The organism is Streptomyces sp. RKAG290 (assembly GCF_023701695.1).
Classification (GTDB): Bacteria; Actinomycetota; Actinomycetes; order Streptomycetales; family Streptomycetaceae; genus Streptomyces.
This window is the reverse complement of sequence record NZ_JAJOZC010000001.1, coordinates 5,614,078-5,639,772: the sequence shown is the minus strand read 5'-3', so window position 1 is coordinate 5,639,772 and position 25,695 is coordinate 5,614,078. Positions and strand designations below refer to the sequence as shown.

At 70.5% G+C, this 25,695-nt stretch carries 19 protein-coding genes; 4 read left to right on the top strand and 15 right to left on the bottom strand.

From position 1 onward, the window contains the following. Window positions 1-555: 555 nt before the first annotated feature. Window positions 556-3,702, top strand: coding sequence for an isoleucine--tRNA ligase (gene ileS / locus LNW71_RS24835; protein ID WP_250970262.1), 3,147 nt, complete (start codon window positions 556-558; stop codon window positions 3,700-3,702). Between the two features lie 416 nt (window positions 3,703-4,118). Here the strand turns inward: ileS and LNW71_RS24830 are convergent, their stop codons facing one another. The 15 genes from LNW71_RS24830 to rsmH form a co-directional block, all read right to left on the bottom strand. Further along, window positions 4,119-5,261 (bottom strand): DivIVA domain-containing protein, encoded by a 1,143-nt coding sequence (locus LNW71_RS24830; RefSeq protein ID WP_250970261.1) that lies wholly within the window; start codon window positions 5,259-5,261, stop codon window positions 4,119-4,121. A 49-nt stretch (window positions 5,262-5,310) separates the two neighbouring features. Further along, a complete protein-coding gene (locus LNW71_RS24825; RefSeq protein WP_136328318.1) occupies window positions 5,311-5,595 on the bottom strand; it encodes a YggT family protein in 285 nt (94 codons plus the stop codon). 71 nt (window positions 5,596-5,666) lie between these two features. Next, complete coding sequence (locus tag LNW71_RS24820) at window positions 5,667-6,278, bottom strand: cell division protein SepF (RefSeq protein ID WP_250970260.1); 612 nt, start codon at window positions 6,276-6,278, stop codon at window positions 5,667-5,669. Window positions 6,279-6,403: 125 nt separating this feature from the next. Next, window positions 6,404-7,123: a YggS family pyridoxal phosphate-dependent enzyme gene (locus LNW71_RS24815; protein ID WP_250970259.1), complete on the bottom strand. Its 720-nt coding sequence runs from the start codon at window positions 7,121-7,123 to the stop codon at window positions 6,404-6,406. Window positions 7,124-7,129: 6 nt separating this feature from the next. Continuing rightward, complete coding sequence (gene pgeF / locus LNW71_RS24810) at window positions 7,130-7,888, bottom strand: peptidoglycan editing factor PgeF (RefSeq protein ID WP_374119445.1); 759 nt, start codon at window positions 7,886-7,888, stop codon at window positions 7,130-7,132. Beyond that, a complete protein-coding gene (gene ftsZ, locus LNW71_RS24805) occupies window positions 7,885-9,099 on the bottom strand; it encodes a cell division protein FtsZ (RefSeq protein WP_250970257.1) in 1,215 nt (404 codons plus the stop codon). The genes pgeF and ftsZ overlap by 4 nt, the downstream gene beginning before the upstream one ends. 276 nt (window positions 9,100-9,375) lie before the next feature. Next, the gene (locus LNW71_RS24800; protein WP_250970256.1) at window positions 9,376-10,170 is read right to left on the bottom strand and encodes an FtsQ-type POTRA domain-containing protein; all 795 of its coding nucleotides are present in this window, start codon (window positions 10,168-10,170) and stop codon (window positions 9,376-9,378) included. A 50-nt stretch (window positions 10,171-10,220) separates the two neighbouring features. Next, window positions 10,221-11,315, bottom strand: coding sequence for an undecaprenyldiphospho-muramoylpentapeptide beta-N-acetylglucosaminyltransferase (murG, locus tag LNW71_RS24795; RefSeq protein WP_250970255.1), 1,095 nt, complete (start codon window positions 11,313-11,315; stop codon window positions 10,221-10,223). Window positions 11,316-11,321: 6 nt separating this feature from the next. Continuing rightward, entirely contained in the window at window positions 11,322-12,764 is a 1,443-nt protein-coding gene (gene ftsW, locus LNW71_RS24790) for a putative lipid II flippase FtsW (protein ID WP_250970254.1), read from the bottom strand. Between the two features lie 117 nt (window positions 12,765-12,881). Next, window positions 12,882-14,315, bottom strand: coding sequence for a UDP-N-acetylmuramoyl-L-alanine--D-glutamate ligase (murD, locus tag LNW71_RS24785; protein ID WP_250970253.1), 1,434 nt, complete (start codon window positions 14,313-14,315; stop codon window positions 12,882-12,884). Further along, complete coding sequence (mraY, locus tag LNW71_RS24780) at window positions 14,297-15,367, bottom strand: phospho-N-acetylmuramoyl-pentapeptide-transferase (RefSeq protein WP_250970252.1); 1,071 nt, start codon at window positions 15,365-15,367, stop codon at window positions 14,297-14,299. Before mraY ends, murD begins: the two co-directional genes overlap by 19 nt. Continuing rightward, window positions 15,364-16,770, bottom strand: coding sequence for a UDP-N-acetylmuramoyl-tripeptide--D-alanyl-D-alanine ligase (gene murF / locus LNW71_RS24775; protein ID WP_250970251.1), 1,407 nt, complete (start codon window positions 16,768-16,770; stop codon window positions 15,364-15,366). The genes mraY and murF overlap by 4 nt, the downstream gene beginning before the upstream one ends. Before the next feature lie 4 nt (window positions 16,771-16,774). After that, complete coding sequence (locus tag LNW71_RS24770) at window positions 16,775-18,493, bottom strand: UDP-N-acetylmuramoyl-L-alanyl-D-glutamate--2,6-diaminopimelate ligase (protein ID WP_250970250.1); 1,719 nt, start codon at window positions 18,491-18,493, stop codon at window positions 16,775-16,777. Window positions 18,494-18,510: 17 nt separating this feature from the next. Continuing rightward, complete coding sequence (locus LNW71_RS24765) at window positions 18,511-20,511, bottom strand: penicillin-binding protein 2 (RefSeq protein WP_250972129.1); 2,001 nt, start codon at window positions 20,509-20,511, stop codon at window positions 18,511-18,513. A 589-nt stretch (window positions 20,512-21,100) separates the two neighbouring features. Then, a complete protein-coding gene (gene rsmH / locus LNW71_RS24760) occupies window positions 21,101-22,066 on the bottom strand; it encodes a 16S rRNA (cytosine(1402)-N(4))-methyltransferase RsmH (protein ID WP_250970249.1) in 966 nt (321 codons plus the stop codon). Window positions 22,067-22,445: 379 nt separating this feature from the next. Between rsmH and LNW71_RS24755 the strand changes: the two genes are divergently transcribed. The 3 genes from LNW71_RS24755 (at window position 22,446) to LNW71_RS24745 (ending at window position 25,686) form a co-directional block, all read left to right on the top strand. Continuing rightward, window positions 22,446-23,009, top strand: a complete 564-nt coding sequence (locus LNW71_RS24755; protein ID WP_250970248.1) for a carbonic anhydrase — start codon at window positions 22,446-22,448, stop codon at window positions 23,007-23,009. A gap of 242 nt (window positions 23,010-23,251) precedes the next feature. Continuing rightward, complete coding sequence (locus tag LNW71_RS24750; protein WP_250970247.1) at window positions 23,252-24,301, top strand: MoxR family ATPase; 1,050 nt, start codon at window positions 23,252-23,254, stop codon at window positions 24,299-24,301. Continuing rightward, window positions 24,301-25,686: a DUF58 domain-containing protein gene (locus LNW71_RS24745; protein ID WP_250970246.1), complete on the top strand. Its 1,386-nt coding sequence runs from the start codon at window positions 24,301-24,303 to the stop codon at window positions 25,684-25,686. The genes LNW71_RS24750 and LNW71_RS24745 overlap by 1 nt, the downstream gene beginning before the upstream one ends. Window positions 25,687-25,695 lie beyond the last annotated feature (9 nt).

Below are 25,695 nucleotides of genomic sequence, written 5' to 3'. Positions count from 1 at the left end.
ACACATTGTGATCTTGCTCGCGAGTCGTGCTGGGACGATAAGTCGACCCCAGCCCCGCGGCAACGGGGCACGCCGCCGAATCGCCCCTCCCTGTGTCCGGATCACAGCGCGCCTGAATCCGTTGTTCCCAGCTCCCCGCCCGGTAATCCGCCTTCCGGGCCGCCGCCCGGCCGTGCCCGGACTCCGTACGCCTCCGCTGGCCATTCGGGTCAAGGGGGCCCGTCGGTAAACCGGTCGGCCCCGGCGCCCCGGGGCCCGTACACTGGCGGCAGCGAGAGGCGTGGATGGGACGAGTAGCGTCGTACGCAGCCAGGAGCGACCCGGGGACGGTGGGAGCCCGGGGGTGAGCGCGTCGTGAAGATCACCCGGAGCCGTCGGAGGAAAGCTCTGAGCAGTGGGCTCCGCCCACGTGCGCAGGGCAAGTAGAACCGGCATCGCACCCCAATGAGGGGGCCACGGGCACACACCCGGGGCCAAGGAGGGTGGTACCGCGGGAACCGGCAGGTTCTCGTCCCTCCGACGGAATGGAACACGTCCGCCGGAGGAAGCCCGCACATGACATCGCCGCAGTACCGCCAGGTACCCGCCCAGGTCGACCTGCCCGCGCTGGAGCACGCAGTGCTCGACTTCTGGCGCGAGAACAAGGTCTTCGCCAAGAGCCTCGACCGGTCCGAGGGCCGTCCCGAGTGGGTCTTCTACGAGGGCCCGCCGACCGCCAACGGCATGCCCGGCGCCCACCACATCGAGGCCCGCGTCTTCAAGGACGTCTTCCCGCGCTTTCGCACCATGCAGGGCTACCACGTCGGCCGCAAGGCCGGCTGGGACTGCCACGGGCTGCCGGTCGAGCTCGCGGTCGAGAAGGAGCTGGGCTTCAACGGCAAGAAGGACATCGAGGCGTACGGCATCGCCGAGTTCAACGAGAAGTGCCGGGAGTCCGTGACCCGGCACACCGACGCCTTCGCCGAGCTCACGACCCGGATGGGCTACTGGGTCGACCTCGATGACGCGTACCGCACGATGGACCCCGAGTACGTCGAGTCCGTGTGGTGGTCGCTGAAGGAGATCTTCAACAAGGACCTGCTGGTCCAGGACCACCGCGTCGCCCCTTGGTGTCCGCGCTGCGGCACCGGCCTCTCCGACCACGAGCTGGCCCAGGGGTACGAGACGGTCGTCGACCCCTCCGTATTCGTGCGCTTCCCCCTCACCTCGGGCCCGCTGGCCGGTGAGGCGGCACTCCTGGTCTGGACGACGACTCCCTGGACCCTGGTCTCCAACACCGCCGTCGCCGCGCACCCGGAGGTCGAGTACGTCGTCGCGACGGACGGCCGGGAGAAGCTCGTCGTCGCCCGGCCGCTCGTCGAGAAGGCACTGGGCGAGGGCTGGGAGCTGACCGGTGACTCCTTCACCGGCCGCGAGATGGAGCGCTGGACGTACGAGCGCCCCTTCGCCCTGATCGACTTCCCCGCACCCGCCCACTACGTCGTCAACGCCGAGTACGTCACGACCGAGGACGGTACGGGTCTGGTCCACCAGTCCCCCGCCTTCGGCGCCGACGACCTCCTGGTCTGCCGCGCCTACGGGCTGCCGGTGGTGAACCCGGTCCGCCCCGACGGCACCTTCGAGGAGGACGTGCCGCTGGTCGGCGGCGTCTTCTTCAAGAAGGCCGACGAGGCGCTCACCGAGGACCTCAAGGACCGTGGGCTGCTCTTCCGGCACGTGCCGTACGAGCACAGCTACCCGCACTGCTGGCGCTGCCACACCGCGCTGCTCTACTACGCGCAGCCGTCCTGGTACATCCGCACGACCGCCGTCAAGGACCGCCTTCTCGAGGAGAACGAGAAGACCAACTGGTTCCCGGACTCGGTCAAGAACGGCCGGTACGGCGACTGGCTGAACAACAACATCGACTGGGCGCTGTCCCGCAACCGCTACTGGGGCACCCCGCTGCCGATCTGGCGCTGCGAGGACGACCACCTCACCTGCGTCGGCTCGCGCGCCGAGCTGAGCGAGCTCACCGGCACCGACCTCTCCGGCCTCGACCCGCACCGGCCGTTCATCGACGAGATCACGTTCACCTGCTCGCACGAGGGCTGCCGGCTGGAGGCCTACCGCGTCCCGGAGGTCATCGACGCCTGGTACGACTCGGGCTCGATGCCGTTCGCGCAGTGGGGCTACCCGCACAAGAACAAGGAGATCTTCGAGAGCCGCTACCCGGCGCAGTTCATCTCGGAGGCCATCGACCAGACCCGCGGCTGGTTCTACACGCTGATGGCGATCGGCACCCTGGTCTTCGACAAGTCCTCGTACGAGAACGTCGTGTGCCTCGGCCACATCCTCGCCGAGGACGGCCGCAAGATGTCCAAGCACCTGGGCAACACCCTTGACCCGGTGCCGCTGATGGACCAGCACGGCGCCGACGCGGTCCGCTGGTTCATGGCGGCCGGCGGCTCCCCGTGGGCGGCCCGTCGCGTCGGTCACGGCACGATCCAGGAGGTCGTCCGCAAGACGCTCCTCACGTACTGGAACACGGTCGCCTTCCAGGCGCTGTACGCCCGTACGTCGGGCTGGGCGCCCTCCGCGGCCGACCCGGCCCCGGCCGACCGCACGGTCCTGGACCGCTGGCTGCTCAGCGAGCTGAACGCGCTGGTGGACCAGGTGACGCAGGCCCTGGAGGGCTACGACACCCAGCGCGCCGGCAAGCTGCTGTCCGCGTTCGTCGACGACCTGTCCAACTGGTACGTGCGCCGCTCCCGCCGCCGCTTCTGGCAGGGCGACAAGGCGGCGCTGCGCACCCTCCACGAGGTCGTCGAGACGGTCACCCGGCTGCTGGCCCCGCTGACGCCGTTCATCACCGAGCGGGTCTGGCAGGACCTCGTCGCGCCGGTCACCCCGGACGCCCCGGAGTCGGTCCACCTCTCCACCTGGCCGAAGGCGGACCTGGCGGCGATCGACCCCGCCCTCTCGACGCAGATGGCGCTGGTCCGCCGTCTGGTCGAGCTGGGCCGGGCCACGCGCGCCGAGTCGGGCGTCAAGACCCGCCAGCCGCTGTCCCGGGCCCTGGTCGCGGCCTCGGGCTTCGAGAGCCTGTCCCCCGAGCTGCGCGCCCAGATCACGGAGGAGCTGAACGTCTCCTCGCTGGCCTCTCTGTCCGAGGTCGGCGGCTCCCTGGTCGACACGACCGCGAAGGCGAACTTCCGGGCGCTGGGCAAGCGGTTCGGCAAGGGCGTCCAGGAGGTGGCCAAGGCGGTCGCGAACGCCGATGCCGCCGCGCTGTCGCTGGCCCTGCGCGAGGGGACCGCGTCGGTCGAGTTCGAAGGGGAGCAGGTCGCCCTCTCCCCCGAAGAGGTCATCATCACCGAGACCCCGCGCGAGGGCTGGTCGGTGGCGTCCGACTCGGGCGCCACGGTCGCCCTCGACCTGGAGATCACTCCGGAGCTGCGGCGTGCGGGCCTGGCCCGTGACGCGATCCGCCTCATCCAGGAGGCCCGCAAGAACAGCGGCCTGGACGTGGCGGACCGCATCGCCGTCCGCTGGACGTCCACGTCGCCCGCGACGGCCGAGGCCCTGACCGAGCACGCGTCCCTGATCGCGGACGAGGTCCTGGCCCTGGACTACGCACAGGGCGAGGCGGACACGGCGTACGGCGAGCCGTTCGAGGACGAGGGCCTGTCCCTGACGTTCCGCCTCCGCAGGACGAGCTGACCAACCGCCCAAGGGCCCGGCCGGACACCCTCCGGCCGGGCCCTTCGCCGTTCCCCGCCCCACCCCTGGGCATATCAGCCCCGCCGGCGTCTGAGGCGCGGGGGCCCAGGGGCGGAGCCCCACTCCCAGCCCCGCTTTCCAGCCCCCCTCCCAGCCCCGCCGGCGCTTGAGGCGCGGAGGCCCAAGGGCGGAGCCCCACTCCAAGCCCCCCTCCCAGCCCCGCCGGCGTTTGAGGCGCGGGGGTCCGGGGCGGAGCCCCCGGTTACGGGAAGGGGCGGGTAGGGGAACAGCCCCGCGCCGCGGCCGCACACACGTGGGCCAGCCGCCGTGCCACGGCAAAGGGCCGGGCCCCGGGAAAACCCCGGGGCCCGGCCCTTTGCCTGCCGACGGCTACGCGCTCAGCGAGCGCGAACCGCTCAGTTGTCGTCCTCGTCGATCAGGAACCCACGCATCGGCGAAGGCGCCTGCTGCATCGGCTGCGGCGCCTGCGGCCGCACCGGCGCCATCGGCTGCGTCATCGCCGGCGACATCTGCTGCTGGCCACCGTACGAGGGGCCACCACCCATGGACGGGTTGCCGCCCATCTGCTGGTTGCCGTGACCGCCGTGGTTGCCGCCCATGGTGTGACCCATGGCACCCGCACCGGCCGGAGCCAGCGAGGGCGACGGCGGCAGCGAAGCGGCCGCGGGGGTCCGCGGCGGGGCGAGGGAGTCGTCGGCCTGGGTCTCCAGCTGACGCAGCTGGCTCTCCAGGTAGGACTTCAGACGGGTCCGGTACTCGCGCTCGAAGCCACGCAGGTCCTCGACCTTGCGCTCCAGCGTCGCGCGGGCCGACTCGAGCGAGCCCATCGCCACGCGGTGCTTCTCCTGCGCGTCCCGCTCCAGCGCGTCCGCCTTGGCACGCGCGTCGCGCTCCAGGCCCTCGGCACGGCTGCGGGCCTCGCCGACGATCTTGTTGGCCTCGGAACGGGCCTCCGCGATCGCCTGGTCGGCGGTCTGCTGCGCCAGGGAGAGGACACGGGCGGCGCTGTCGCCACCGGGACCCTGCTGCTGCTGCATCTGCGGCGGCTGCTGCATCTGCTGCATCTGCTGCTGCTGGTTGTGACCGCCCATGGGGCCGCCCATCGGGCCACCCATGGGGCCGCCCTGCATCGGGCCGGGGCCGTGCTGGCCCTGCGGACCGGGGCCGTGCTGGCCCTGGGGGCCGTGGCCACTGGGACCGGCGGGCAGCTGCGGAGCACCACCGGGCAGCTGGGGCGGACCCATCTGCGGGGGCTGCTGCTGCTGGACCGGCGGACCTGATATGGCGGCGGGCACGGGCGCACCGGGACGATCCTGCTGCTCGGGCGGCTTTCGCATGCCCTGCTGCTGCTGGTTCTGCGCGGCGGCGCGCGTGGCGGCGGCCAGCTTGGCGCGCAGGTCCTCGTTCTCACGGAGCAGGCGTGTCAGCTCCGATTCGACCTCGTCGAGGAAGGCATCAACCTCGTCCTCGTCATAGCCTTCTCGGAGGCGGACCGTCGTGAACTGCTTGTTCCGCACGTCCTCGGGGGTCAGCGGCATCTCTTCTTCACCTCTACGTAGTCGTCGGCAGTCGGCAAGACCGTATCGCTCACAACCTGGTCACGATGCTGATCAGGATGGAAACGATGATCATCAGAACGAAGAAGGACAGGTCGAGTGCCACGCCCCCGAGACGCAGCGGCGGAATGAACCGCCGCAGGAGCTTGAGCGGTGGATCGGTGACCGTGTAAGTGGCCTCAAGAACGACCACCATCGGCTTGCCCGGCTGCCATGAACGTGCGAACTGGAAGACGTAGTCCATGACCAGCCGGAAGATCAGCACGATGAGGAAACACATCAACGCGATATAGACAACACTTTGTGCGACGCCCATCCTCGCGCTTCCCTCTCCCCTGGCTCTCGTAGCTCCGGCCTCTCGGCCGGGTTGTTCCCGGTGTCGTGTTCTCAGCTCTGGTTGAAGAATCCGCCCTCTGCGATGCGGGCCTTGTCCTCCGCCGTGACATCGACGTTAGCAGGCGACAACAGGAACACCTTCTGCGTCACTCGCTCAATGCTGCCATGGAGACCGAAGACGAGTCCCGCGGCAAAGTCGACAAGTCGCTTCGCATCCGTATCGTCCATCTCCGTGAGGTTCATGATCACCGGAGTGCCCTCACGGAAGTGTTCCCCGATGGTACGGGCCTCGTTGTAGGTCCTGGGGTGCAGCGTGGTGATGCGGTAGGGCTCCCGCTCGGACACGACCTTGGGCATGATCACCGGTGAGTTCTTCTCCATGTTCGAGCGTTCAGGTGTGATGGATGCCACGGGGGCGATTCGGGCGGGTCGTTCTCTCTCCGCCGGGATCTGAACCGGCTCCCGCTGCGCCGGAGGCTGCACCACTCGTACCGGTTCGTCCCTTTCCCGCTCCACCTGATGCGCGGGCTGGTGCCGGCGCCGGTCCCGCTCGGGCTCCGGCTCGGGTTCGAATTCGTCGTCGGGGTCGAACCCCGGACCGTCGTACCCATCGTCCTCCACGAGGCCGAGGTAGACCGCCATCTTGCGCATCGCGCCGGCCATGCTCTGAGTCCTCCGCTCTGTGGTGGATCGGCATCTGTCACCAAGTGCCCGCGATCCACTGTGGCCTACCCGCCATAGGCGGTAATGACCATATTTTCTGCTGTGGTCCGACTTGCTTGGCGACGTTACCCGAGCCCGGGTCGGACTCCGAGTACCGCAGTACCGACGCGCACATGTGTCGCTCCGGCCGCAACCGCGTCCTCGAGATCCGCACTCATCCCTGCAGAGACCATGTTCGCAGCCGGATGGTTCCCGCGCAGCCGGGATGAGATTTCCATCAGCCGGTCGAATGCCGCCCGTTGCCTTCCGGCGAACGGCCCCGCGAGCGGCGCGACGGTCATCAGACCGCGCAGCCGCAACCCGGGGGCGGACTCGACCGCGGCGGCCAACTCCTCGACCCCGTCCGGTGCGACGCCGCCCCGCTCCCCCCGCTCGCCGCTCTCCGCGTCGAGTGCGACCTGGATGAGGCAGCCGGTTTCCCGCCCGTCGCGGCCGGCCGCCGTCGAGAGCGCCGTCACCAGCTTGGTGCGGTCCACCGACTGAACGACATCGGCATAACTCACCACAGAGCGCACCTTGTTCGTCTGCAATTGGCCGACAAAGTGCCATGTGAGGGACAGATCCGCACATGCGGCGGCCTTGGGGGCCGCGTCCTGGTCCCGGTTCTCCGCCACTTGGCGCACACCGAGTTCATGGAGGTACCGCACGTCGCTTGCGGGGTAGGTCTTGGTGACCACGATGAGGGTCACTTCTTCCCGCTTGCGACCGGCGGCGGCGCAGGCGGAAGCAATGCGTTCCTCCACCTGTGCCAGATTTGCGGCGAGTTCTGCCTTACGGTCCGTCATGCCCTATCAGTCCAACCAGACATATCCGGCGAGCCGCCCGGTGGTGCGGTCGCGTCGGTACGAGAAGTGGTCGCCCGATTCGAGGGTGCAGAAGGGCGAGGTGTGCCGGTCGGTGACTCCGAGGGCTTCGAGCTGGGCGTGGACTCCGGCGGTGACATCGACGGCCGGTGTCCCCCAGCTGGTCTCGGACCACGATGCCGGGACGCTCGCGGCGACCTCGTCCCGCATTACGGCCGGGACCTCGTAGCACCGGCCGCAGACGGCCGGCCCGGTGCGGGCGGTGATCCGAGCGGGATCCGCCCCCAGTTCGACCATGGCGCCGACCGCGGCGGGCACGACTCCGGCGACCAGACCGGGACGGCCCGCATGTGCTGCCGCGACGATTCCGGCGACCGGGTCGGCGAGCAGTACGGGGGTGCAGTCGGCGGTGAGGACGGCGAGCGGGAGTCCGCGCCGCGCGGTCACCACCGCGTCCACGGCGGGAATCTCCCGGCCTGCGCCCCAGGGACCGTCGACCACGGCGACCTCCCGGCCGTGGACCTGGTTCATCCAGACGACCTGCGCCGGATCCAGGCCACGGCTGCGGGCGGCGCGCTCGCGGTTGGCGCGAACGGCGGCGGGGTCGTCACCGACCGCGCCGCCGAGGTTGAGCTCCGCGTACGGAACGGCGCTCACCCCTCCCCACCTGTCGGTGAAGGAGAAGTGGGCGCCGCCCGCTGAGGAAACTGATTCCGTTGAACTCACTGCGTGGTGCGGACCTATCACTTCAAGAAGTCCGGAACATCCAGCTCTTCGGCCTGGGAGTCCTGGTAGGGACGGGCCGGCGGGACGTGCGGCGGAGAGACCGGCGGCAGGTGGCTCTCGTTGGCCACCGGCACCGGCTCGCTCTGGACCGGGGTCTCCTCGCGCGGGGGCACGGAGCCCAGTCCGCTCGTCTGGCGCACGGGCTCCGCGGTCCGGGCCGGCGGGGCCGACTCCTCGCGCTTGGTGGAGTTCGCACCCAGAACGTTCTCGCGACGGGCCGGCGGCTGTCCGCCGTCGAAGCCCGCTGCGATCACGGTGACCCGCACCTCGTCACCCAGTGCGTCGTCGATGACCGCACCGAAGATGATGTTGGCCTCGGGGTGCGCCGCCTCGCTCACCAGCTGGGCGGCCTCGTTGATCTCGAAGAGACCGAGGTCGCTGCCGCCGGAGATGGAGAGCAGGACACCGCGGGCGCCGTCGATGGACGCCTCCAGGAGGGGCGAGGAAATCGCCATCTCCGCAGCGGCCACCGCGCGGTCGTCGCCGCGGGCCGAGCCGATGCCCATGAGCGCCGATCCGGCCTCGGACATGACCGACTTGACGTCGGCGAAGTCGAGGTTGATCAGACCCGGGGTGGTGATGAGGTCGGTGATGCCCTGGACACCCGAGAGCAGCACCTGGTCGGCCGACTTGAACGCGTCGAGCACGCTGACCTGGCGGTCCGAGATGGACAGCAGTCGGTCGTTGGGAATGACGATGAGGGTGTCGACCTCTTCGCGGAGTTCGGCGATGCCGTCCTCCGCCTGGTTCGCGCGACGCCTGCCCTCGAACGTGAACGGGCGGGTGACCACACCGATCGTCAGGGCGCCCAGCGAGCGGGCGATGTTGGCGACGACGGGTGCGCCACCGGTTCCGGTGCCACCACCCTCGCCTGCGGTGACGAAGACCATGTCGGCCCCCTTGAGGACCTCCTCGATCTCTTCACGGTGGTCCTCTGCCGCCTTACGACCGACGGCCGGGTTCGCCCCGGCGCCGAGGCCACGGGTGAGTTCACGGCCGACGTCGAGCTTGACGTCGGCGTCGCTCATCAACAGGGCTTGCGCATCAGTGTTGATCGCGATGAACTCGACGCCCTTGAGACCGACCTCGATCATTCGGTTGATGGCATTGACACCACCGCCGCCGACACCGATGACCTTGATGACTGCGAGGTAGTTCTGCGGTGCTGCCACGTCGAAGGCCTCTCGCCTCGAGTTACGTGTCGTCGCTTGGCGGTAGTCCCGCCGCGACGACGGATGCCGATTGGGACGGTCCGAACGCCGACCCAAACCCTAACGTTGAAGTTTAGGGTTACCAGTGTGTCTGCTTCATGGACTCTTCCGAACAGGACACTAAGTCGACAAGTGGCGCACGTTCAACGAACACGCCGAACCTCCCGTTTTTCTTTTCACCCTATGTGATCACCCGTAGCGCTGACCAACCAGGGTGCTGGCCAGGCCAAATGTGCGTCAACTACCCGACACCGCAGGAGCGGTGGGTGCACTCACGTCGAAGTGTCCCGCTTTGGGAGCGGCTTTCATGAGTGCGGTGAGGACTTTCGCCTTCGCCGCACCCGCTTCACCACTCCCCCAGGTCACCCTGCGGCCTCCGGTGAGCTCCAGGGAGACCGAATCGTACGAGGTGACCCGCACGACCTGGGTGTCCCTGGCGACGCCGGCCGGCAGATCACCCGCGACCCGGACCGCTTCCCTTACCAGCCGGTCACTGCCGAAACGGCGCAGACTCGCCGACTGACCGGATGTCACTTCCAGCAGCGGGACACGTCCGGGCGCCTTGTCCACCGTGGCGAAGCGCACGCCCTTGGCGTCCACTTCAACGAACTTTGCGCCCTTTTTCACCAACAGGACCGGCTTTCGTTCGGTCACCTTAAGTCCGATGTCGTGCGGCCATGACCGTACGACATCCACCGAGTCGATACGAGGCAACTTCTGGCGCAACCTGGCAGCGATGGCGTCCGTGTCCACGGAAATCAGCGGTGCACCCATGGGGACCGCCGCGGCGGCCTCCACCTCGTCCGGTGCCAGGACGTCGACGCCGGTGATCCGGACCTTCTCGGTGCGGAGCCAGGACGAGCCGTAGAGCGCCCAGAGTGCGCCGGAGCCGAGCAGCAGCACGGCCGCGACGATCACGGTCAGCAGCCTGCGCCGCGACATCCGGCGCCCCACGGGCCCCGGGCGCGGCGGGCGGTCCGGGGTGTCCTCCTGCTGCCCTGCACCGCGCTGGGCGGTCGTCGGTCCGGCCACGCTCGCTCCTTATGCCGGGTCCGGGGGCGCCGCCCCCGGACCCGTCGGCCTCACGCGCCTCGGCGTGCGGCAATCGCCTCGTACACCATGCCGACCAGCAGGTCGTCGGCGTCCCGGCGGCCGAACTCCGCGGCAGCTCGGGACATTTCGTACAGTCGGTGCGGATCCGCCAGCACCGGAAGGACGTTGCCCTGGACCCACTCGGGAGTGAGTGCCGCGTCGTCCACCAGCAGACCACCGCCGGCGTTGACCACCGGCTGGGCGTTGAGCCGCTGTTCGCCGTTGCCGATCGGCAGCGGGACGTAGGCGGCGGGAAGCCCGACGGCGGAGAGTTCGGCGACGGTCATCGCACCCGCGCGGCAGAGCATCATGTCGGCCGCGGCGTACGCGAGATCCATCCGGTCCACGTACGGTACCGGGATGTAGGGCGGCATCCCGGGCATGTTGTCCACGCGCGGCATTTCGTTCTTCGGACCGACCACGTGCAGGATCTGGATACCGGAGCGCTGCAGCAGCGGGGCGACCCGCTGGACCACCTCGTTGAGATGACGGGCGCCCTGCGACCCGCCGGAGACGAGCAGCGTCGGCAGGTTGGGGTCGAGCCCGAAGGCGGCACGCGCCTCGGGGCGGACCCGGGCCCGGTCCAGGGTGGCGATGGTGCGGCGCAGCGGGATGCCGATGTAGCGGGCCCCGCGCAGCTTGCTGTCGGGGGTGGAGACGGCGACCCCGTGGGCGTACCGCGAACCGATCTTGTTGGCCAGGCCCGGCCGGGCGTTGGCCTCGTGCACCACGATCGGCACCCCGGCGCGCTTGGCGGCGAGGTAGCCGGGCAGCGCCACGTAGCCGCCGAAGCCGACCACGCAGTCCGCCTTGGTGCGTTCCAGGATCTGCTCGGCGGCCTTGATGGTGCCCCGCAGCCTTCCCGGGACGGTGATGAGTTCGGGGGTGGGCTTGCGTGGCAGCGGCACGGCCGGGATCAGGGCGAGTTCGTACCCCCGCTCGGGTACGAGTCTTGTCTCGAGTCCGCGCTCCGTGCCCAGAGCGGTGATTCCCACGCTCGGGTCCTGCCTGCGCAGGGCGTCCGCGAGGGCGAGCGCGGGCTCGATGTGGCCGGCGGTCCCCCCGCCGGCGAGTACGACATGCACCGAAATTCACCGCTCTCCGGACGGACGCTTCTTGATGCGCCGTCTCATCGTCTTCCATCTCACCCCGGGCCTCCGCATGGCCAGGGCCGCCTTCGCGGCGGGATCCTCTCGCGCGAACGCGATCAGCAGCCCGACAGCGAACATGGTCGGCAGCAGGGCCGACCCCCCGTAGGAGAACAGCGGGAGCGGGACACCGGCGATCGGCAGCAGGCCGAGCACCGCACCGATGTTGATCACGGCCTGAGCCGTGATCCAGGTGGTCACACCTCCCGCTGCGTACCTCACGAAGGGGTCCTCCGTGCGTCCGGCCACGCGGATACCCGCATAGCCTAGAGCCGCGAAGAGGGCGAGTACCGACAGCGTCCCCGCCAACCCCAGTTCCTCCCCGGTGATGGCGAAGATGAAGTCGGTGTGTGGTTCCGGTAGTTGGCCCCACTTTTCCACACTCGCACCGAGCCCGGATCCGAACCATCCGCCGGACGCCAGAGCGTAGATGCCGTGCACGGCCTGCCAGCACGAGCCGCCCGGGCCCGGTTCGCTGGCCCCCATGCAGTCGAGCCTGGACATCCGGTTCGGACTGGTCTTGATCAGCAGGAACCCGATCAGTCCGGCGGTGGCGAGCACTCCGGCGAACAGCCGGGTGGGTGCCCCGGCCAGCCAGAGCAGGCCGAACAGGATCGCAGTGAGAATGATCGCAGTGCCCATGTCACCGCCGAGCATGATCAGCCCGAGCAGCATGAAGGCGACCGGGACGAGCGGCACGAGCATGTGCTTCCACTGGGTCAGCAGCCGCCTGTCCTGCTTGCGGGCGAGCAGATCGGCCCCCCACAGGACGAGGGCGAGCTTGCCGAACTCACTGGGCTGGAGCTGGAAGGGGCCGCCGAGGTAGAGCCAGTTCCGGTTGCCGTTGACCGACATCCCTATCCCCGGCACCTGGACCAGCACCATCAGGAAGACGGCGCCCATCAGCAGGGGGTAGGACATGGCCCGGTGCAGCTTGGCGGGCATCCGGGCAGCGAGCGCCATCAGTCCGGCGCCGATGACGGCGGCGAGGAACTGCTTGCGGAAGAAGTAGGTGCCGGGCTTGTCGAGCTCCAGGGCCTTGATCATCGAGGCGGAGTAGACCATCACCAGGCCGAGCACGGTGATCAGCAGCCCGGCGCCCAGGATCAGGTAGTAGGCGGTCAGTGGGCGGTCCCAGGCCCGCCGTGCCTGCTCGTAGAGCCGTCGGACACCGCCGCCACGGGGGGTGCGGGGGCCGCCCGTGGTCCTGGAGCGTGCCGCGGGGGGCCGCCGGGAGCCGGCGGCCGACCCGACGCGCAGGGCGAGGCCTGCGGGCAGGGGTCCGTCACCGGCCGCGAGCAGGGGTGGACGGAGCGCCCGGCTGATCGCCGAGGTCGCCCGTGAGCGATCTGCGCCACGTGCGGCAGAGCTCTCTTCGGCCGGCATGGTCCCTGTCCCCTCCACTGCTCGTGCCCGGGGCTTCGGCGCCGGGGGCCCGCGCCCGCGGCACAGCCGTGCGTACCCGGGTTGTTCCGGGACGTTACGACGCGGAGGCCGGGTCCGTCAGGCGCTCTCGGCGGCGAGTGCGCGGACGGCGTCCGCGAAGGCCTCGCCCCGCTTGTTGTAATTGACGAACATGTCCATCGAGGCGCAGGCCGGAGCCATCAGTACGGTGTCTCCCGGCCGGGCGAGCCGTGCCGCCTCGCGGACCGCCTCGGACATCGCCCCAGTGTCGGTCCGGTCGAGGTCGACCACCGGGACCTCGGGCGCGTGTCGCGTGAGGGCTTCGCGGATCAGCGCCCGGTCGGCGCCCATCAGGACGACGCCCCGCAGGCGCTTCGCGCACCCGGTGACCAGCTCGTCGAAGGCGGCACCCTTGGCCAGCCCGCCGGCGATCCAGACGATCGGGTCGTAGGACGCCAGGGAGGCCTCGGCGGCGTGGGTGTTGGTGGCCTTGGAGTCGTCGATGTACGTGACCCCGCCGGCCTCCGCGACGTGCTCGATGCGGTGCGGGTCGGGGCGGAAGGCCCGCAGCCCGTCGCGCACGGCGGCCGGCTCCACCCCGAAGGCACGGGCCAGCGCCGCGGCCGCGAGGGCGTTGGCGATGTTGTGCGGGGCGGGCGGGTTCACGTCCGCGACCTCGGCGAGCTCCTGGGCCTGCTTCTGCCGGTTCGTCACGAACGCGCGGTCGACGAGGATGCCGTCGACTACCCCGAGCTGGGAGGGCCCGGGGGTGCCGAGGGTGAAGCCGATCGCCCGGCAGCCCTCCTCGACGTCCGCCGCGCGCACCAGGTCCTCGGTGGCCCCGTCCGCGGCGTTGTAGACGCAGGCGACGCTGTTGCCCTCGTAGATGCGGCCCTTGTCGGCGACGTACGCCTCCATGGAACCGTGCCAGTCGAGGTGGTCGGGGGCCAGGTTGAGGACGGCCGCGGAGTGGGCGCGCAGCGAGGGCGACCAGTGCAGCTGGTAGCTGGAGAGCTCGACGGCGAGGACGTCGTACTTCTCCTCGCCGAGGACCGCGTCCAGCAGCGAGACCCCGATGTTGCCGACCGCGGCGGTACGCAGCCCTGCCGCGGCGAGGATCGAGGCGAGCATCCGTACCGTCGTGGTCTTGCCGTTGGTGCCGGTGACCGCGAGCCAGGGGGCCGCGCCGGGCCCGCGCAGCCGCCAGGCGAGTTCGACGTCGCCCCAGACCGGGACGCCCGCCTCGGCGGCCGCGGCGAAGAGCGGCTTGTCGGGCTTCCAGCCCGGGGCGGTGACGATGAGTTCGGTGGACTCGGGCAGGGTGTCCCCGTCGCCCAGGCGTACGGAGACGCCCTGCGCCCGGAGCTCCGCGGCCTGGGCGCGGGAGCGCTCGTCGTCGCCGTCGTTGACCACGGTGACGACGGCGCCGAGGCCGTGCAGCACCCGGGCCGCCGGGATCCCGGAGACCCCGAGTCCGGCGACCGTGACGTGCTTGCCCTGCCAGTCCACGTTGCTCACTTCTTGGCTGCCCATCCTGCGTAGAAGAGGCCGAGACCGACGATCACGCACATGCCCTGGATGATCCAGAAGCGGACCACGACAAGGACTTCGGACCACCCCTTGAGTTCGAAGTGGTGCTGGAGCGGCGCCATCCGGAAGACCCGCTTGCCGGTCATCTTGAACGAGCCGACCTGGATCACGACGGACATCGTGATCATCACGAAGAGGCCGCCGAGCACCGCCATCAGGAACTCGGTGCGGGAGCAGATCGCCAGACCCGCGAGCGCGCCGCCGAGGGCGAGCGAACCGGTGTCACCCATGAAGATCTTGGCGGGCGAGGTGTTCCACCACAGGAAGCCGAAGCAGGAACCCATCAGTGCGGAGGCCACGACCGCGAGGTCCAGCGGATCTCGTACCACGAAACAGGCGCTCGGGTTGGTCAGGGTGTTCGCGTTGGCGCAGGACTCCTGGAACTGCCAGAGCCCGATGAAGGTGTACGCGCCGAAGACCATCACGGACGCGCCGGTGGCGAGGCCGTCCAGACCGTCCGTCAGGTTCACGCCGTTGGACATGGCGAGAATCATGAAGAGCGCCCAGACCACGAACAGCACCGGCCCGATCGACCAGCCGAAGTCCTCGACGAACGAGAGCTTGGTGGAGGCGGGGGTGTTGCCGCGGGCGTCGGCGAACTGGAGCGAGAGCACCGCGAAGGCGATGCCGACGATCAGCTGACCGGCCATCTTCGCCTTGGCGCGCAGGCCCAGCGAACGCTGCTTGACGATCTTGATGTAGTCGTCGAGGAAGCCGACGAGTCCCATGCCGGACATCAGGAAGAGGACCAGCACGCCGGAGAAGCGCATGTCCTCGCCGGTGATCACCTTGGCCAGGATGTACGCGATGATCGTCGCCAGGATGAAGGCGATGCCGCCCATCGTGGGCGTGCCCTTCTTCGATCCGTGGCTGCGCGGGCCGTCGTCCCGGATGAACTGCCCGTATCCCTTGCGGGCCAGCAGCTTGATCAGCAGCGGGGTACCGACCAGGGTCAGGAAGAGCCCGATGGCCCCTGCGAAGAGGATCTGCCTCATCGGCCGGCGACCTCGCCCTCGGTCGCGTTCTCCAGCAGTGCCATGGCGACCTGCTCCAGGCCGGCTGACCGGGACGCCTTTACCAGCACGACGTCTCCCGGGCGCAGTTCACTGCGCAACAGGTCGACGGCAGCCTGCGCGTCGGACACATGCACCGACTCCTCACCCCACGAACCCTCGTTGTATGCGCCCAGTTGCAGCCAGGAGGCTTCTCTGCCCCCGACCGCGACGAGCTTGCTGACGTTGAGCCGGACGGCAAGCCGTCCGACCGCGTCGTGCTCGGTGAGCGAGGCGTCGCCGAGCTCGGCCATCGGGCCGAGCACCGCCCACGTACGACGCCCCTTCCCCATGGCGGCCAGCGCGCGCAGCGCGGCCTTCATGGATTCGGGGTTGGCGTTGTAGGCGTCATTGACGAACGTCACGCCGTCCGGACGCTCGGTGACCTCCATGCGCCAGCGGGAGAGGGTGCCCGCCTCGGAGAGCGCCTCGGCGATCTCGTCTGCGGACAGGCCCAACTCATGGGCGACGGCGGCCGCGGCGAGCGCGTTCGACACGTGGTGCTCACCGTACAGGCGCATGGTCACATCGCTGCACCCGGTGGGTGTGTGGAGGCGGAACGCGGGGCGGCCGTCGTCGGTGAGGCGCACGTTCTCTCCCCGTACGTCCGCTTCCGCGGCTTCGCCGAAGAGCAGTACCCGCGCCTTGGTGCGGGAGCTCATGGCTCGTACGAGCGGGTCGTCGGCGTTGAGTACGGCGAGGCCGTCCGCGGGGAGGGACTCGACCATCTCGCCCTTGGCCTGGGCGATCTGCGCACGGCCGCCGAACTCGCCGATGTGCGCGGTTCCGACGTTGAGGACGAGGCCGATCCGCGGCGGGACGAGGCCGGTGAGGTAACGGATGTCGCCGATGTAGCGGGCACCCATTTCGAGGACCAGGTGCTGGGTCTCCTCGGTGGCACGCAGTGCGGTGAGGGGCAGACCGATCTCGTTGTTGAGGTTGCCGGCCGGGTAGACGGTGGGGCCCTTGCGCTCCAGGAGCTGGGCGATCAGGTCCTTGGTGGAGGTCTTGCCGGCGGATCCGGTGAGGGCGACCACGGTGGTGCCCAGGCGCCGGACCACGTTGCGGGCGAGCGCACCGAGCGCCGCCACCACGTCGTCGACGACGATGGCGGGGACGCCGACGGGACGTGCGGCCAGTACGACTGCCGCGCCCGCCTCGACGGCGCGCCGGGCGTAGTCGTGACCGTCGACCCGTTCGCCGGTGAAGGCGACGAACAGGCTGCCTTGCGTCACCTGCCGGGAGTCGATGACGGCCGGCCCGCTGACGGTTGCTGCCGGATCCGGTATGTCGTGCGGCTGCCCGCCGACGATTTCGGCGATCTCGGCGAGGGAAAGGGTGATCACTTGGTCATCCCTGACTGTTGTTCTCGTGGGTGGGGGCGCGGTGGGTGGCGCTCTCGTTTTCCAGGGACCGCTCGATGGCCTCGCGCAGGATCACCCGGTCGTCGAAGGGGCGCACCACCCCGTGGATGTCCTGGCCCTGCTCGTGGCCCTTGCCGGCGATGAGTACGGTGTCGCCGGGTCCGGCGCGGCCGACCGCGGCGGCGATGGCGGCGGCCCGGTCGGCTTCGACCAGGACGTCACCGCGTTCATGCACGGGCACTTCGGCGGCGCCCGCGAGCATGGCGGCGAGGATGCGGAGCGGGTCCTCGGAGCGGGGGTTGTCCGAGGTCAGTACGGCGGTGTCGGAGAGCCGCGCGGCGGCGGCGCCCATCGGGCCGCGCTTGGTGGTGTCGCGGTCACCGCCGCAGCCCAGGACGATGTGCAGCTTGCCCTCGGTGACCTTCTGCAGTGAGCGGAGCACCGACTCGACGGCGTCGGTCTTGTGCGCGTAGTCGACGAGCGCGAGATACGGCTGTCCGGCGTCGATCCGCTCCAGCCGGCCCGGCACCCCGGGCACGGCGGCGACGCCGTCGGCCGCGGTCTGCGGGTCGATGCCGGCGACGGCGAGGGTGACGATCGCGGCCAGGGTGTTGGCCACGTTGAAGGGGCCGGGCAGCGGGGCGTGCGCAGCGGCCCGCTCGTCCTTGGGGCCGACCACGGTGAAGGTGGAGCCGAGCTGGCCGACCTCGACGTCCTCGGCCCGCCAGTCGGCGTCCGGGTGGCCCTCGGCGGAGAAGGTGGTGACCGGGACGGAGGCCTCGGTGATCAGCCTGCGGCCGTACTCGTCGTCGAAGTTGACCACGCCCTGCCTGCTGCGCTGCGGGGTGAACAGCCGCGCCTTGGCCTGGAAGTAGTCCTCCATCCCGGAGTGGAACTCCATGTGCTCCGGGCTGAGGTTGTTGAAGACGGCCACGTCGAAGGTGCAGCCGTCGACCCGGCCGAGCACCAGAGCGTGGCTGGAGACCTCCATGGTCACCGCTTCCACGCCGCGTTCGCGCATGACGGCGAACAGGGCCTGCAGGTCGGTGGCTTCCGGGGTGGTCCGCTCGGACTTGATGCGCTCGTCGCCGATCCGCATCTCCACGGTGCCGATCAGCCCGGTGCTGCGTCCGGCGCCGCGGAACCCGCCCTCGATGAGGTAGGCCGTGGTGGTCTTGCCGGATGTTCCGGTGATGCCGATCTGCAGCAGGTCCCTGCCGGGGTGTCCGTAGATCTCGGCGGCGAGTTCGCCCATCCGGCCGCGTGGGTCCTCGGTGACCAGCACCGGGAGTCCGGTGGCGGTGGCACGCTCGGCGCCCGTCGGGTCGGTGAGGATGGCGGCCGCGCCGAGGCCGGCCGCCTGGGCGGTGAAGTCGGCGCCGTGGAGCCGGGCACCCGGCAGGGCCGCGTACACGTCTCCGGGGCGCACGGCCCGGGAGTCGTGGGTGATGCCGGTGACTTCGCCGGTGCCCGGCGGTTCGACGCCCAGCCGGGCTGCCAGTTCACCGATGGAGGTCGGCCGCAGCCGATCCGGGCGGGGCGCTCCCGGGTAGTTCACAGGGGCGTCCTTATGGGTGGTTCGGGACTGTTCAGCGTGGGGCACGGCGGTGAGCGTACCGGGCGCACCCGGCCTCTCGCGAAGTGAGGGGGCGGGGTCGCGGTGGTTCCCGTTCCGGTTCCCGGGATCGGGGGTGATGGTGGTCACTGGTGGTCTCCCCGAGTTCACTCGCCGGGTTTGAAGGACACCGGCAGCCTGGCCGGCTCGGTGCCGGACGGCGCGGTCTGAAGCGTCTTCAGTGCGAATTCCATGACCTGCTTGTAGATCGGGCCGCAGATCTGGCCGCCGAAGTAGCTTCCCTTGGTCGGGTTCTGGATGGCGCAGTAGACGGTGATCTGAGGATCGTCGGCCGGGGCGAAGCCGGCGAAGGAGGCGGTGTAGCCGTGGTAGCCGCCGCGCACCGGATCGACTCGGTTGGCCGTACCGGTCTTGCCCGCGACGCGGTAGCCGGGGATCTTGGCCTTCGTTCCGGTGCCCTCCTCGTCGCCGACCACCGACTCCAGCATGCTCGCGAGTGACCTGGCGGTCTTCTTGCTGACCACCCTGGACTGCTCGGGGGCGTCCGCGGCGGCGAAGCGGCCGTCGGCGCCCTTGGTGCCGCGGACGAGGGTCGGTGCGATCCGGACCCCGTCGTTGGCGATCGTGGAGTAGATCGAGGCGGCCTGCACGGCGTTGAGCGAGAGGCCCTGGCCGAACGGGATCGTGTACTGCTGCGAGGTCGACCAGTCCTGCGGCTTGGCGAGGATGCCGGGGGTCTCACCCGGGTAGCCGAGTCCGGTCGGTGAGCCGATGCCGAACTTGCGCAGGTAGGAGTAGAGCTTCCGGTTGGCCGCGGCCTGGGTCTTCCCCAGCTGTCCGGTGGCCAGGATGGTGCCGATGTTGCTGGACTTGGCGAGTACGCCGTTGAGCGTCAGGTACCAGGTGGGGTGGTCGATGTCGTCCTTGAAGAGCCGGTCGCCGCGGTGCAGCCGGTTGGGGACGGTGACGTGCGTGCCGGGGGTGGCGGCCCCCTCTTCCAGCACCGCGGCCATGGACATGACCTTGCTGGTGGAGCCGGGCTCGTACACGTCCTGGAGCGCCGCGTTGCCCAGGGACGCCGCGTCGGCCTGCGAGAGGTCGTTGGGGTCGAAGCCCGGGGCGTTGGCCATGGCGAGCACCTCGCCGGTGCGGGTGTTCTGCACGACCACGTAGCCGCGGTCCGCCTTGGACTTCGCCACCTGGTCGGAGATGGCCTTCTGGGCCGCCCACTGGATGTCCCGGTCGATGGTCAGCTCGATGTCGGAGCCCGCGACGGCCGGAACCTCCTTGGTGCCCGCCGTGGGCACCCGGCGGCCGCCGGACTGCGCGTACTTGATCGTGCCGTCCTGGCCCGCGAGCTCCTTGTCCAGCTGCGATTCGAGACCGCCCGCGCCCTTGCCGTCGGCGTTGACGTAACCCAGTATCCCGGCGGCGAGCCCGCCGTTGGGGTAGACCCGCTTGGTGGTCGCCTCCTGGAAGACACCGGCCAGCACGTTGGCTCCGCGGCCGCCGGCCGCCTTGTCCTTGGAGGCCTTCTCGGCGAAGACCGACTTGAGGTCCTTGATCTGCTTCCAGACCTGCGGGGTCTGCCTGCGGGCCAGCACGGCGTACCGGCTCCGGGGCTTCGCCAGCTTCTTCGTCAGCTCGGCGGCGTCGGCATCGAGGATGGGGGCGAGCAGGGCGGCCGCCTGCTGAGGTGCGTCCGGGGCCTTGCTGTCGGCCGGTGTGAACATCTTGGGGTCGGCGGTGATGTCGTACGCGTCGACGCTGGTGGCCAGCGCGATGCCGCCGCGGTCGGTGATCTCGCCCCGCTCGGCGGCGACCGTGTAGCTGAGGTAGCGGTTCTTCTCGGCCTTGGCGGCGTACGCGTGGGCGTCGACGGCCTGGACCTGGAGGAGCCGGACGACGAACGCGATCATGACGAGCGTCAGGGCGAGGCTGACCAGGCGCAGTCGCGGGCGCGGGCTGCCGAGCCGCAGCGGACGGCCGGAGCGGCTGCGCGGCGTCCGCCCGCGCGGAGCGGCGGACGAGGGGCGCCGCCGTGCCTCGGGGCGGGCGGCGGGCCGGGGGCGGCCGGAGCGGGCCGCCGCGTTACGGGGACGCGCCGGGCCGGGGACCCGGCGGCGCGGTGGTTCCTGGGAAGGCACTGCGTCACCTGCCGGGGCTCGTGGAGGGCTGTACTGCCGGGGTACGCGGGAGGGGTTCGGCCCGGCCGCGGCACCCGAAGGCGCCGGGCCGGACGGGACGGTGGGCGGCGCCGCGGCCACGGGGGGCTGCGGCGGCTGCACTGTCGTCGGCGGCGGTGCGACGGTCGGCGCCGCGGTGGCGGCGGAGGGCACGCCGCGGACGGTGCCGTCGAGGTCGAGGAACGCGGGGCTGCCGCCGGGGACCATGCCCAGTTCCCGGGCGCGCCGCGCCAGGGCGTCGGGCTCGGCGGAGCTGTCGACGTCGCGCTGGAGCGCCTGCTGCTCGTCGGTGAGGTCGGTGGTGCGCTTCTTCAGCTCGCTCAGCCGGAACGATCCTTCGTTGAGCGCGGAGTTCAGCAGCAGCAGGGTGATCAGGCCCCCGCCGAGGAGCAGGACGACCAGCAGGACGAACGGGGTCCGGGCGGCATTGCTCGGCCCGGACGGCATCAGCCGGGTCAGCCGTGCGGCGCGCCCCTTCAGCTGTCCGGCCGGTTTGCTCACCGCGCCGCCTCGTCCCTGGCCGCGGTGCGGGCGCCCGGGCGCCGGGAGCTCATCGCTCCTCCGCGCGGATCCGCTGGGCCCCGCGCAGCCGGGCGGGGGCGGCGCGCCGGTTCTCGGCGACCTCCTCCTCGGTGGGCAGTTCCGCGCCCCGGGTCAGCAGCTTCAGCCGGGGCTGGTACCGCTCGGGCACGACCGGCAGCCCGGGCGGGGCGGTGTTGGCGGCCCCTGCCGCGAGCACCTGCTTGACCAGCCGGTCCTCCAGCGAGTGGTACGAGAGAACGGCGATGCGCCCGCCGACGGCGAGGCTCCGCACGGCGGCCGGGATCGACCGCTCCAGCACGGTGAGCTCGCCGTTGACCTCGATGCGCAGCGCCTGGAAGGTGCGCTTGGCGGGGTTGCCGCCGGTGCGCTTGGCGGCCTGCGGCAGCGAGTCACGGATGAGTTCGACGAGTCTGGCGCTGTTGCTGAAGGGTTCCTTCTCGCGCTCGCGCACCACGGCGGAGACGATCCGCTTGGCCTGCTTCTCCTCGCCGTACGCCCGCAGGATGCGGACCAGTTCGCCCGGCGGGTAGGTGTTGAGCACCTCGGCCGCGCCGATGCCGGTCGTCTGGTCCATGCGCATGTCGAGCGGGGCGTCCTGGGCGTACGCGAAGCCGCGGTCGGCCTCGTCCAGCTGCATGGAGGAGACGCCGAGGTCGAACAGGATTCCCTGGACCTTGGGGACGCCGAGCCGGGCGAGCACCTCGGGGAGTTCGTCGTAGACGGCGTGCACCAGGGTGGCGCGGTCGCCGTAGGGGGCTAGGCGCTCACCCGAGAGGCGCAACGCCTCCTTGTCCCGGTCCAGTGCGATCAGCCGGGCGGTGGGGAAGGCGGAGAGCAGTGCTTCGCTGTGTCCGCCGAGGCCCAGGGTGCAGTCGACGACCACCGGGGGCTGTGGGCCCGGTGCCTCGAGAGCCGGGGCCAACAGGTCCAGGCACCGCTGGAGCATCACCGGGACGTGTCGGGTCTGGCTCATGCGCCCTCTCAGGCTCAGGTCCCGGGTGGCTGCACGTACGGCCTGGTCCCCGCCCGCTCGAGAAGGGGAGGTCCGCCGGCGCCGGGGAAGTGGCGTCGGCCGACCGGCGAGCGGGAGAGGGCCGGGCCGTACGTTCGCCGCGCACACGGGGAAACTTCGGAATGTGCAGGGTGTCGGTAACTTCCCGTCACTTTAGTCCACCCTGCCATTCGATCGATTCCCGATCAATCAACCCGGCAGCGCGTCGGCCCTCCCTTTGTTCACCCGGCCGGGTGACCGAGTGTGAGGCTTGTGGGTTACCTCACAACAAGCTCCGTTGACGTTTTTTGTCCCCTTCGACACCACGCCGGGGCGGCCGACGCGGGCTAACGTCGTCTTCATGTCGACTTCCGCGCACTCCTCTGCCGAGCCCTCCGCCCCTGCCACCGGCCAGGCCGCTACCGGTGACACGGTCATCGACCGCCTGGTCGAGGCGAACGGTCAGTACGCCTCCGAGTTCAGCGACCCCGGCATGGACGCCAAGCCGGTGCTGCGCGTCGCCGTGGTCGCCTGCATGGACGCCCGGCTCGACCTGCACAAGGCGCTCGGCCTGGCGCTGGGTGACTGCCACACCATCCGCAACGCGGGCGGCGTGGTCACCGACGACGTGATCCGCTCGCTGACCATCAGCCAGCGGGCCCTCGGCACCCGCAGCGTGATACTCATCCACCACACGAACTGCGGCATGGAATCGATCACCGAGGAGTTCCGGCAGGAGCTCGAGGCGGAGGTCGGCCAGCGTCCCGTCTGGGCCGTGGAGGCCTACAGCGACGCGGACCAGGACGTGCGGCAGTCGATGCAGCGTGTCCGCACGTCACCGTTCCTGCTGCACACCGACGACGTGCGCGGTTTCGTCTTCGACGTGACCAGCGGCCGGCTGCGCGAGATCCTTCCGGTCTCCTGACCCCGAGGGCACTCCACCGAGCACCAAAAATCACACCCAACCCGGCATATCGCCCCCAGTTATCCACAGGCGAGTGACACGAAGCGGTAACGGCAACAAGAATGCGGGTGTGACACCCCGTCGGACCTCGTCCGCCGAGGTGTCCGTGTATTCGGGGTGGGCCGGGCCGCACAAGCGCATCGGCCCGTGACTGGGGAATCCCGTGCTCCTGGTGAGCGTGGGGCAGGGCCGAGGAGGGCCGGGTGACGACCTATGACGATCGAGCGAGCCTCACAGATCTGACCACGACAGCGGAGCGGGTGCGCAGGTCGGTGGAGGGTGTGATCGAGGGCAAGCCTGAGGTCGTACGGCTCTCGCTGACCGTGCTGCTCGCCGAGGGACATCTGCTGATCGAGGATGTCCCCGGCGTCGGCAAGACCATGCTGGCCAAGGCGCTGGCGCGGTCCATCGACTGCTCGGTGCGGCGCATCCAGTTCACACCCGACCTGCTGCCCTCGGACATCACCGGGGTGTCCATCTTCGATCAGCAGCGCCGCGAGTTCGAGTTCAAACCCGGCGCGATCTTCGCCCAGATCGTGATCGGCGACGAGATCAACCGCGCCTCGCCCAAGACCCAGTCCGCGCTGCTGGAGTCGATGGAGGAGCGCCAGGTCACGATCGACGGTCACAGCTACGAGCTGCCGGACCCCTTCATGGTCGTGGCCACCCAGAACCCGGTGGAGATGGAGGGCACGTATCCGCTGCCCGAGGCCCAGCGCGACCGGTTCATGGCCAGGGTGTCGATCGGCTATCCCAGCCCGGAGGCCGAGCTGCAGATGCTCGACGTGCACGGCGGCGCCTCGCCGCTCGACGACCTGCAGCCTGTGGCGCACGCACACGACATCGTGAAGCTGATCGAGGCGGTGCGCACGGTCCATGTCGCCGAAGCCGTCCGGCGGTACGCGGTCCAGCTCGTCGGGGCCACCCGCAGTCATCCCGATCTCAGGCTCGGCGCCTCACCGCGTGCCACCCTCCATCTGCTGCGCGCGGCGAAGGCCTCCGCGGCACTGAGCAGCCGGGACTACTGCCTGCCCGACGACGTGCAGGCGCTGGCCGTCGCCGTGCTCGCGCACCGGCTGCTGCCGACCGCGCAGGCCCAGCTGAACCGCCGTACCGCCGAGCAGGTCGTGCTGGAGATCCTCCAGCAGACACCGGTGCCGACCGCGGCGGGCGGTGCGGCCGCCCCGATGCCGCAGCATCAGCCGGGCGCCGGGTACGACGGTCGGCAGCAGCCCGGCGCACGGCGGCTCTGATGGCCGCCGGGGGGGCCGTCGCGATGGACGACAGCGACGACAAGGGCGGCCTGCGGGCCGCGCTGGGCGGACTGACGACGCGCGGGCGCTCCTTCCTCGCGGCCGGGGTCGCGGCCGCGGTCTGCGCGTATGTACTGGGCCAGGGGGATCTGTTGCGCGTGGGGCTGCTGCTGGCCGTGCTGCCCCTGGTCTGCGCGACAGTGCTCTTCCGGACCCGCTACCGGGTCGCGGGCACCAGGCGGCTGTCGCCGTCCCGGGTGCCCGCGGGCAGCGAGGCGCGGGTCCACCTGCGGATGGACAACATCTCGCGGCTGCCCACGGGTCTGCTGATGCTGCAGGACCGGGTGCCCTACGTACTCGGGCCACGGCCCAGGTTCGTCCTGGACCGGGTGGAGGCGGGCGGCCGCCGCGAGGTGTCCTACCGGGTCCGGTCGGATCTGCGGGGGCGCTACCCGCTGGGGCCCTTGCAGCTGCGGCTGAGCGATCCGTTCGGGATGTGCGAGCTGACGCGCTCCTTCAGCGCGTACGACACCCTCGTGGTCATCCCCCGGACCGAGCCGCTGCCGCCGGTGCGGCTGGCGGGCGAGGCCACCGGATACGGCGAGGGACGGCAACGCTCGCTGGCGCTGGCCGGTGAGGACGACGTGATCCCGCGCGGCTACCGGCACGGCGACGATCTGCGCCGCGTCCACTGGCGTTCCACCGCGCGCTACGGCGAGCTGATGGTGCGCCGGGAGGAGCAGCCTCAGCGGGCCAGGTGCACGGTGCTGCTGGACACCCGGCGGACCGCCTACGAGGGGACGGGGCCCGACTCGGCGTTCGAGTGGGCGGTCTCCGGGGCGGCCTCCGCGCTGGTGCACATGCTGGAACGGGGCTTCGCGGTCCGGCTGCTGACGGACGAGGGCAGTTCGGTGCCGGGCGAGGGGTCGGGCGGCTTCGCCGGCACCACCCAGAACTCCGCGGACTCGGCCGGACTGATGATGGACACCCTGGCCGTGGTCGACCACTCCGACGGGGGCGGTCTCTCACGTGCGTACGACGTGCTGCGCGGCGGCAACGAGGGCCTGCTGGTCGCCTTCTTCGGCGATCTGGACGAGGAGCAGGCCGCGGTGGCTGCCCGGATGCGGCAGCGCAGCGGTGGTGCCGTCGCGTTCGTGCTGGACAGCGCCGCCTGGGCGCACGGCGAGTCGTCCGCCACCGAGGCGGTGTCCGAGCAGGGGCTGCGGCTGCTGCGCGAGTCGGGGTGGACGGCGGTGGCGGTGCCGCCCGGGACGGATCTCGCCCGGTTGTGGCAGCAGGCGAGCCGGCTGGGACCGCTGACGCAGTCCGCCACCGCGGGCGGGGCATCGGGCGGCACGACAGGTTTCTCCGGTGGTTGGTCTTGAGGGACGTTC

Excerpts from the sequence above, each read along its gene's own strand:
- ileS (WP_250970262.1), top strand. The coding sequence starts at position 556 with ATGACATCGCCGCAGTACCGCCAGGTACCCGCCCAGGTCGACCTGCCC.
- LNW71_RS24830 (WP_250970261.1), bottom strand. The coding sequence starts at position 5,261 with ATGCCGCTGACCCCCGAGGACGTGCGGAACAAGCAGTTCACGACGGTC.
- LNW71_RS24825 (WP_136328318.1), bottom strand. The coding sequence starts at position 5,595 with ATGGGCGTCGCACAAAGTGTTGTCTATATCGCGTTGATGTGTTTCCTC.
- LNW71_RS24820 (WP_250970260.1), bottom strand. The coding sequence starts at position 6,278 with ATGGCCGGCGCGATGCGCAAGATGGCGGTCTACCTCGGCCTCGTGGAG.
- LNW71_RS24815 (WP_250970259.1), bottom strand. The coding sequence starts at position 7,123 with ATGACGGACCGTAAGGCAGAACTCGCCGCAAATCTGGCACAGGTGGAG.
- ftsW (WP_250970254.1), bottom strand. The coding sequence starts at position 12,764 with ATGCCGGCCGAAGAGAGCTCTGCCGCACGTGGCGCAGATCGCTCACGG.
- murD (WP_250970253.1), bottom strand. The coding sequence starts at position 14,315 with ATGGGCAGCCAAGAAGTGAGCAACGTGGACTGGCAGGGCAAGCACGTC.
- mraY (WP_250970252.1), bottom strand. The coding sequence starts at position 15,367 with ATGAGGCAGATCCTCTTCGCAGGGGCCATCGGGCTCTTCCTGACCCTG.
- rsmH (WP_250970249.1), bottom strand. The coding sequence starts at position 22,066 with ATGAGCCAGACCCGACACGTCCCGGTGATGCTCCAGCGGTGCCTGGAC.
- LNW71_RS24755 (WP_250970248.1), top strand. The coding sequence starts at position 22,446 with ATGTCGACTTCCGCGCACTCCTCTGCCGAGCCCTCCGCCCCTGCCACC.
- LNW71_RS24745 (WP_250970246.1), top strand. The coding sequence starts at position 24,301 with ATGGCCGCCGGGGGGGCCGTCGCGATGGACGACAGCGACGACAAGGGC.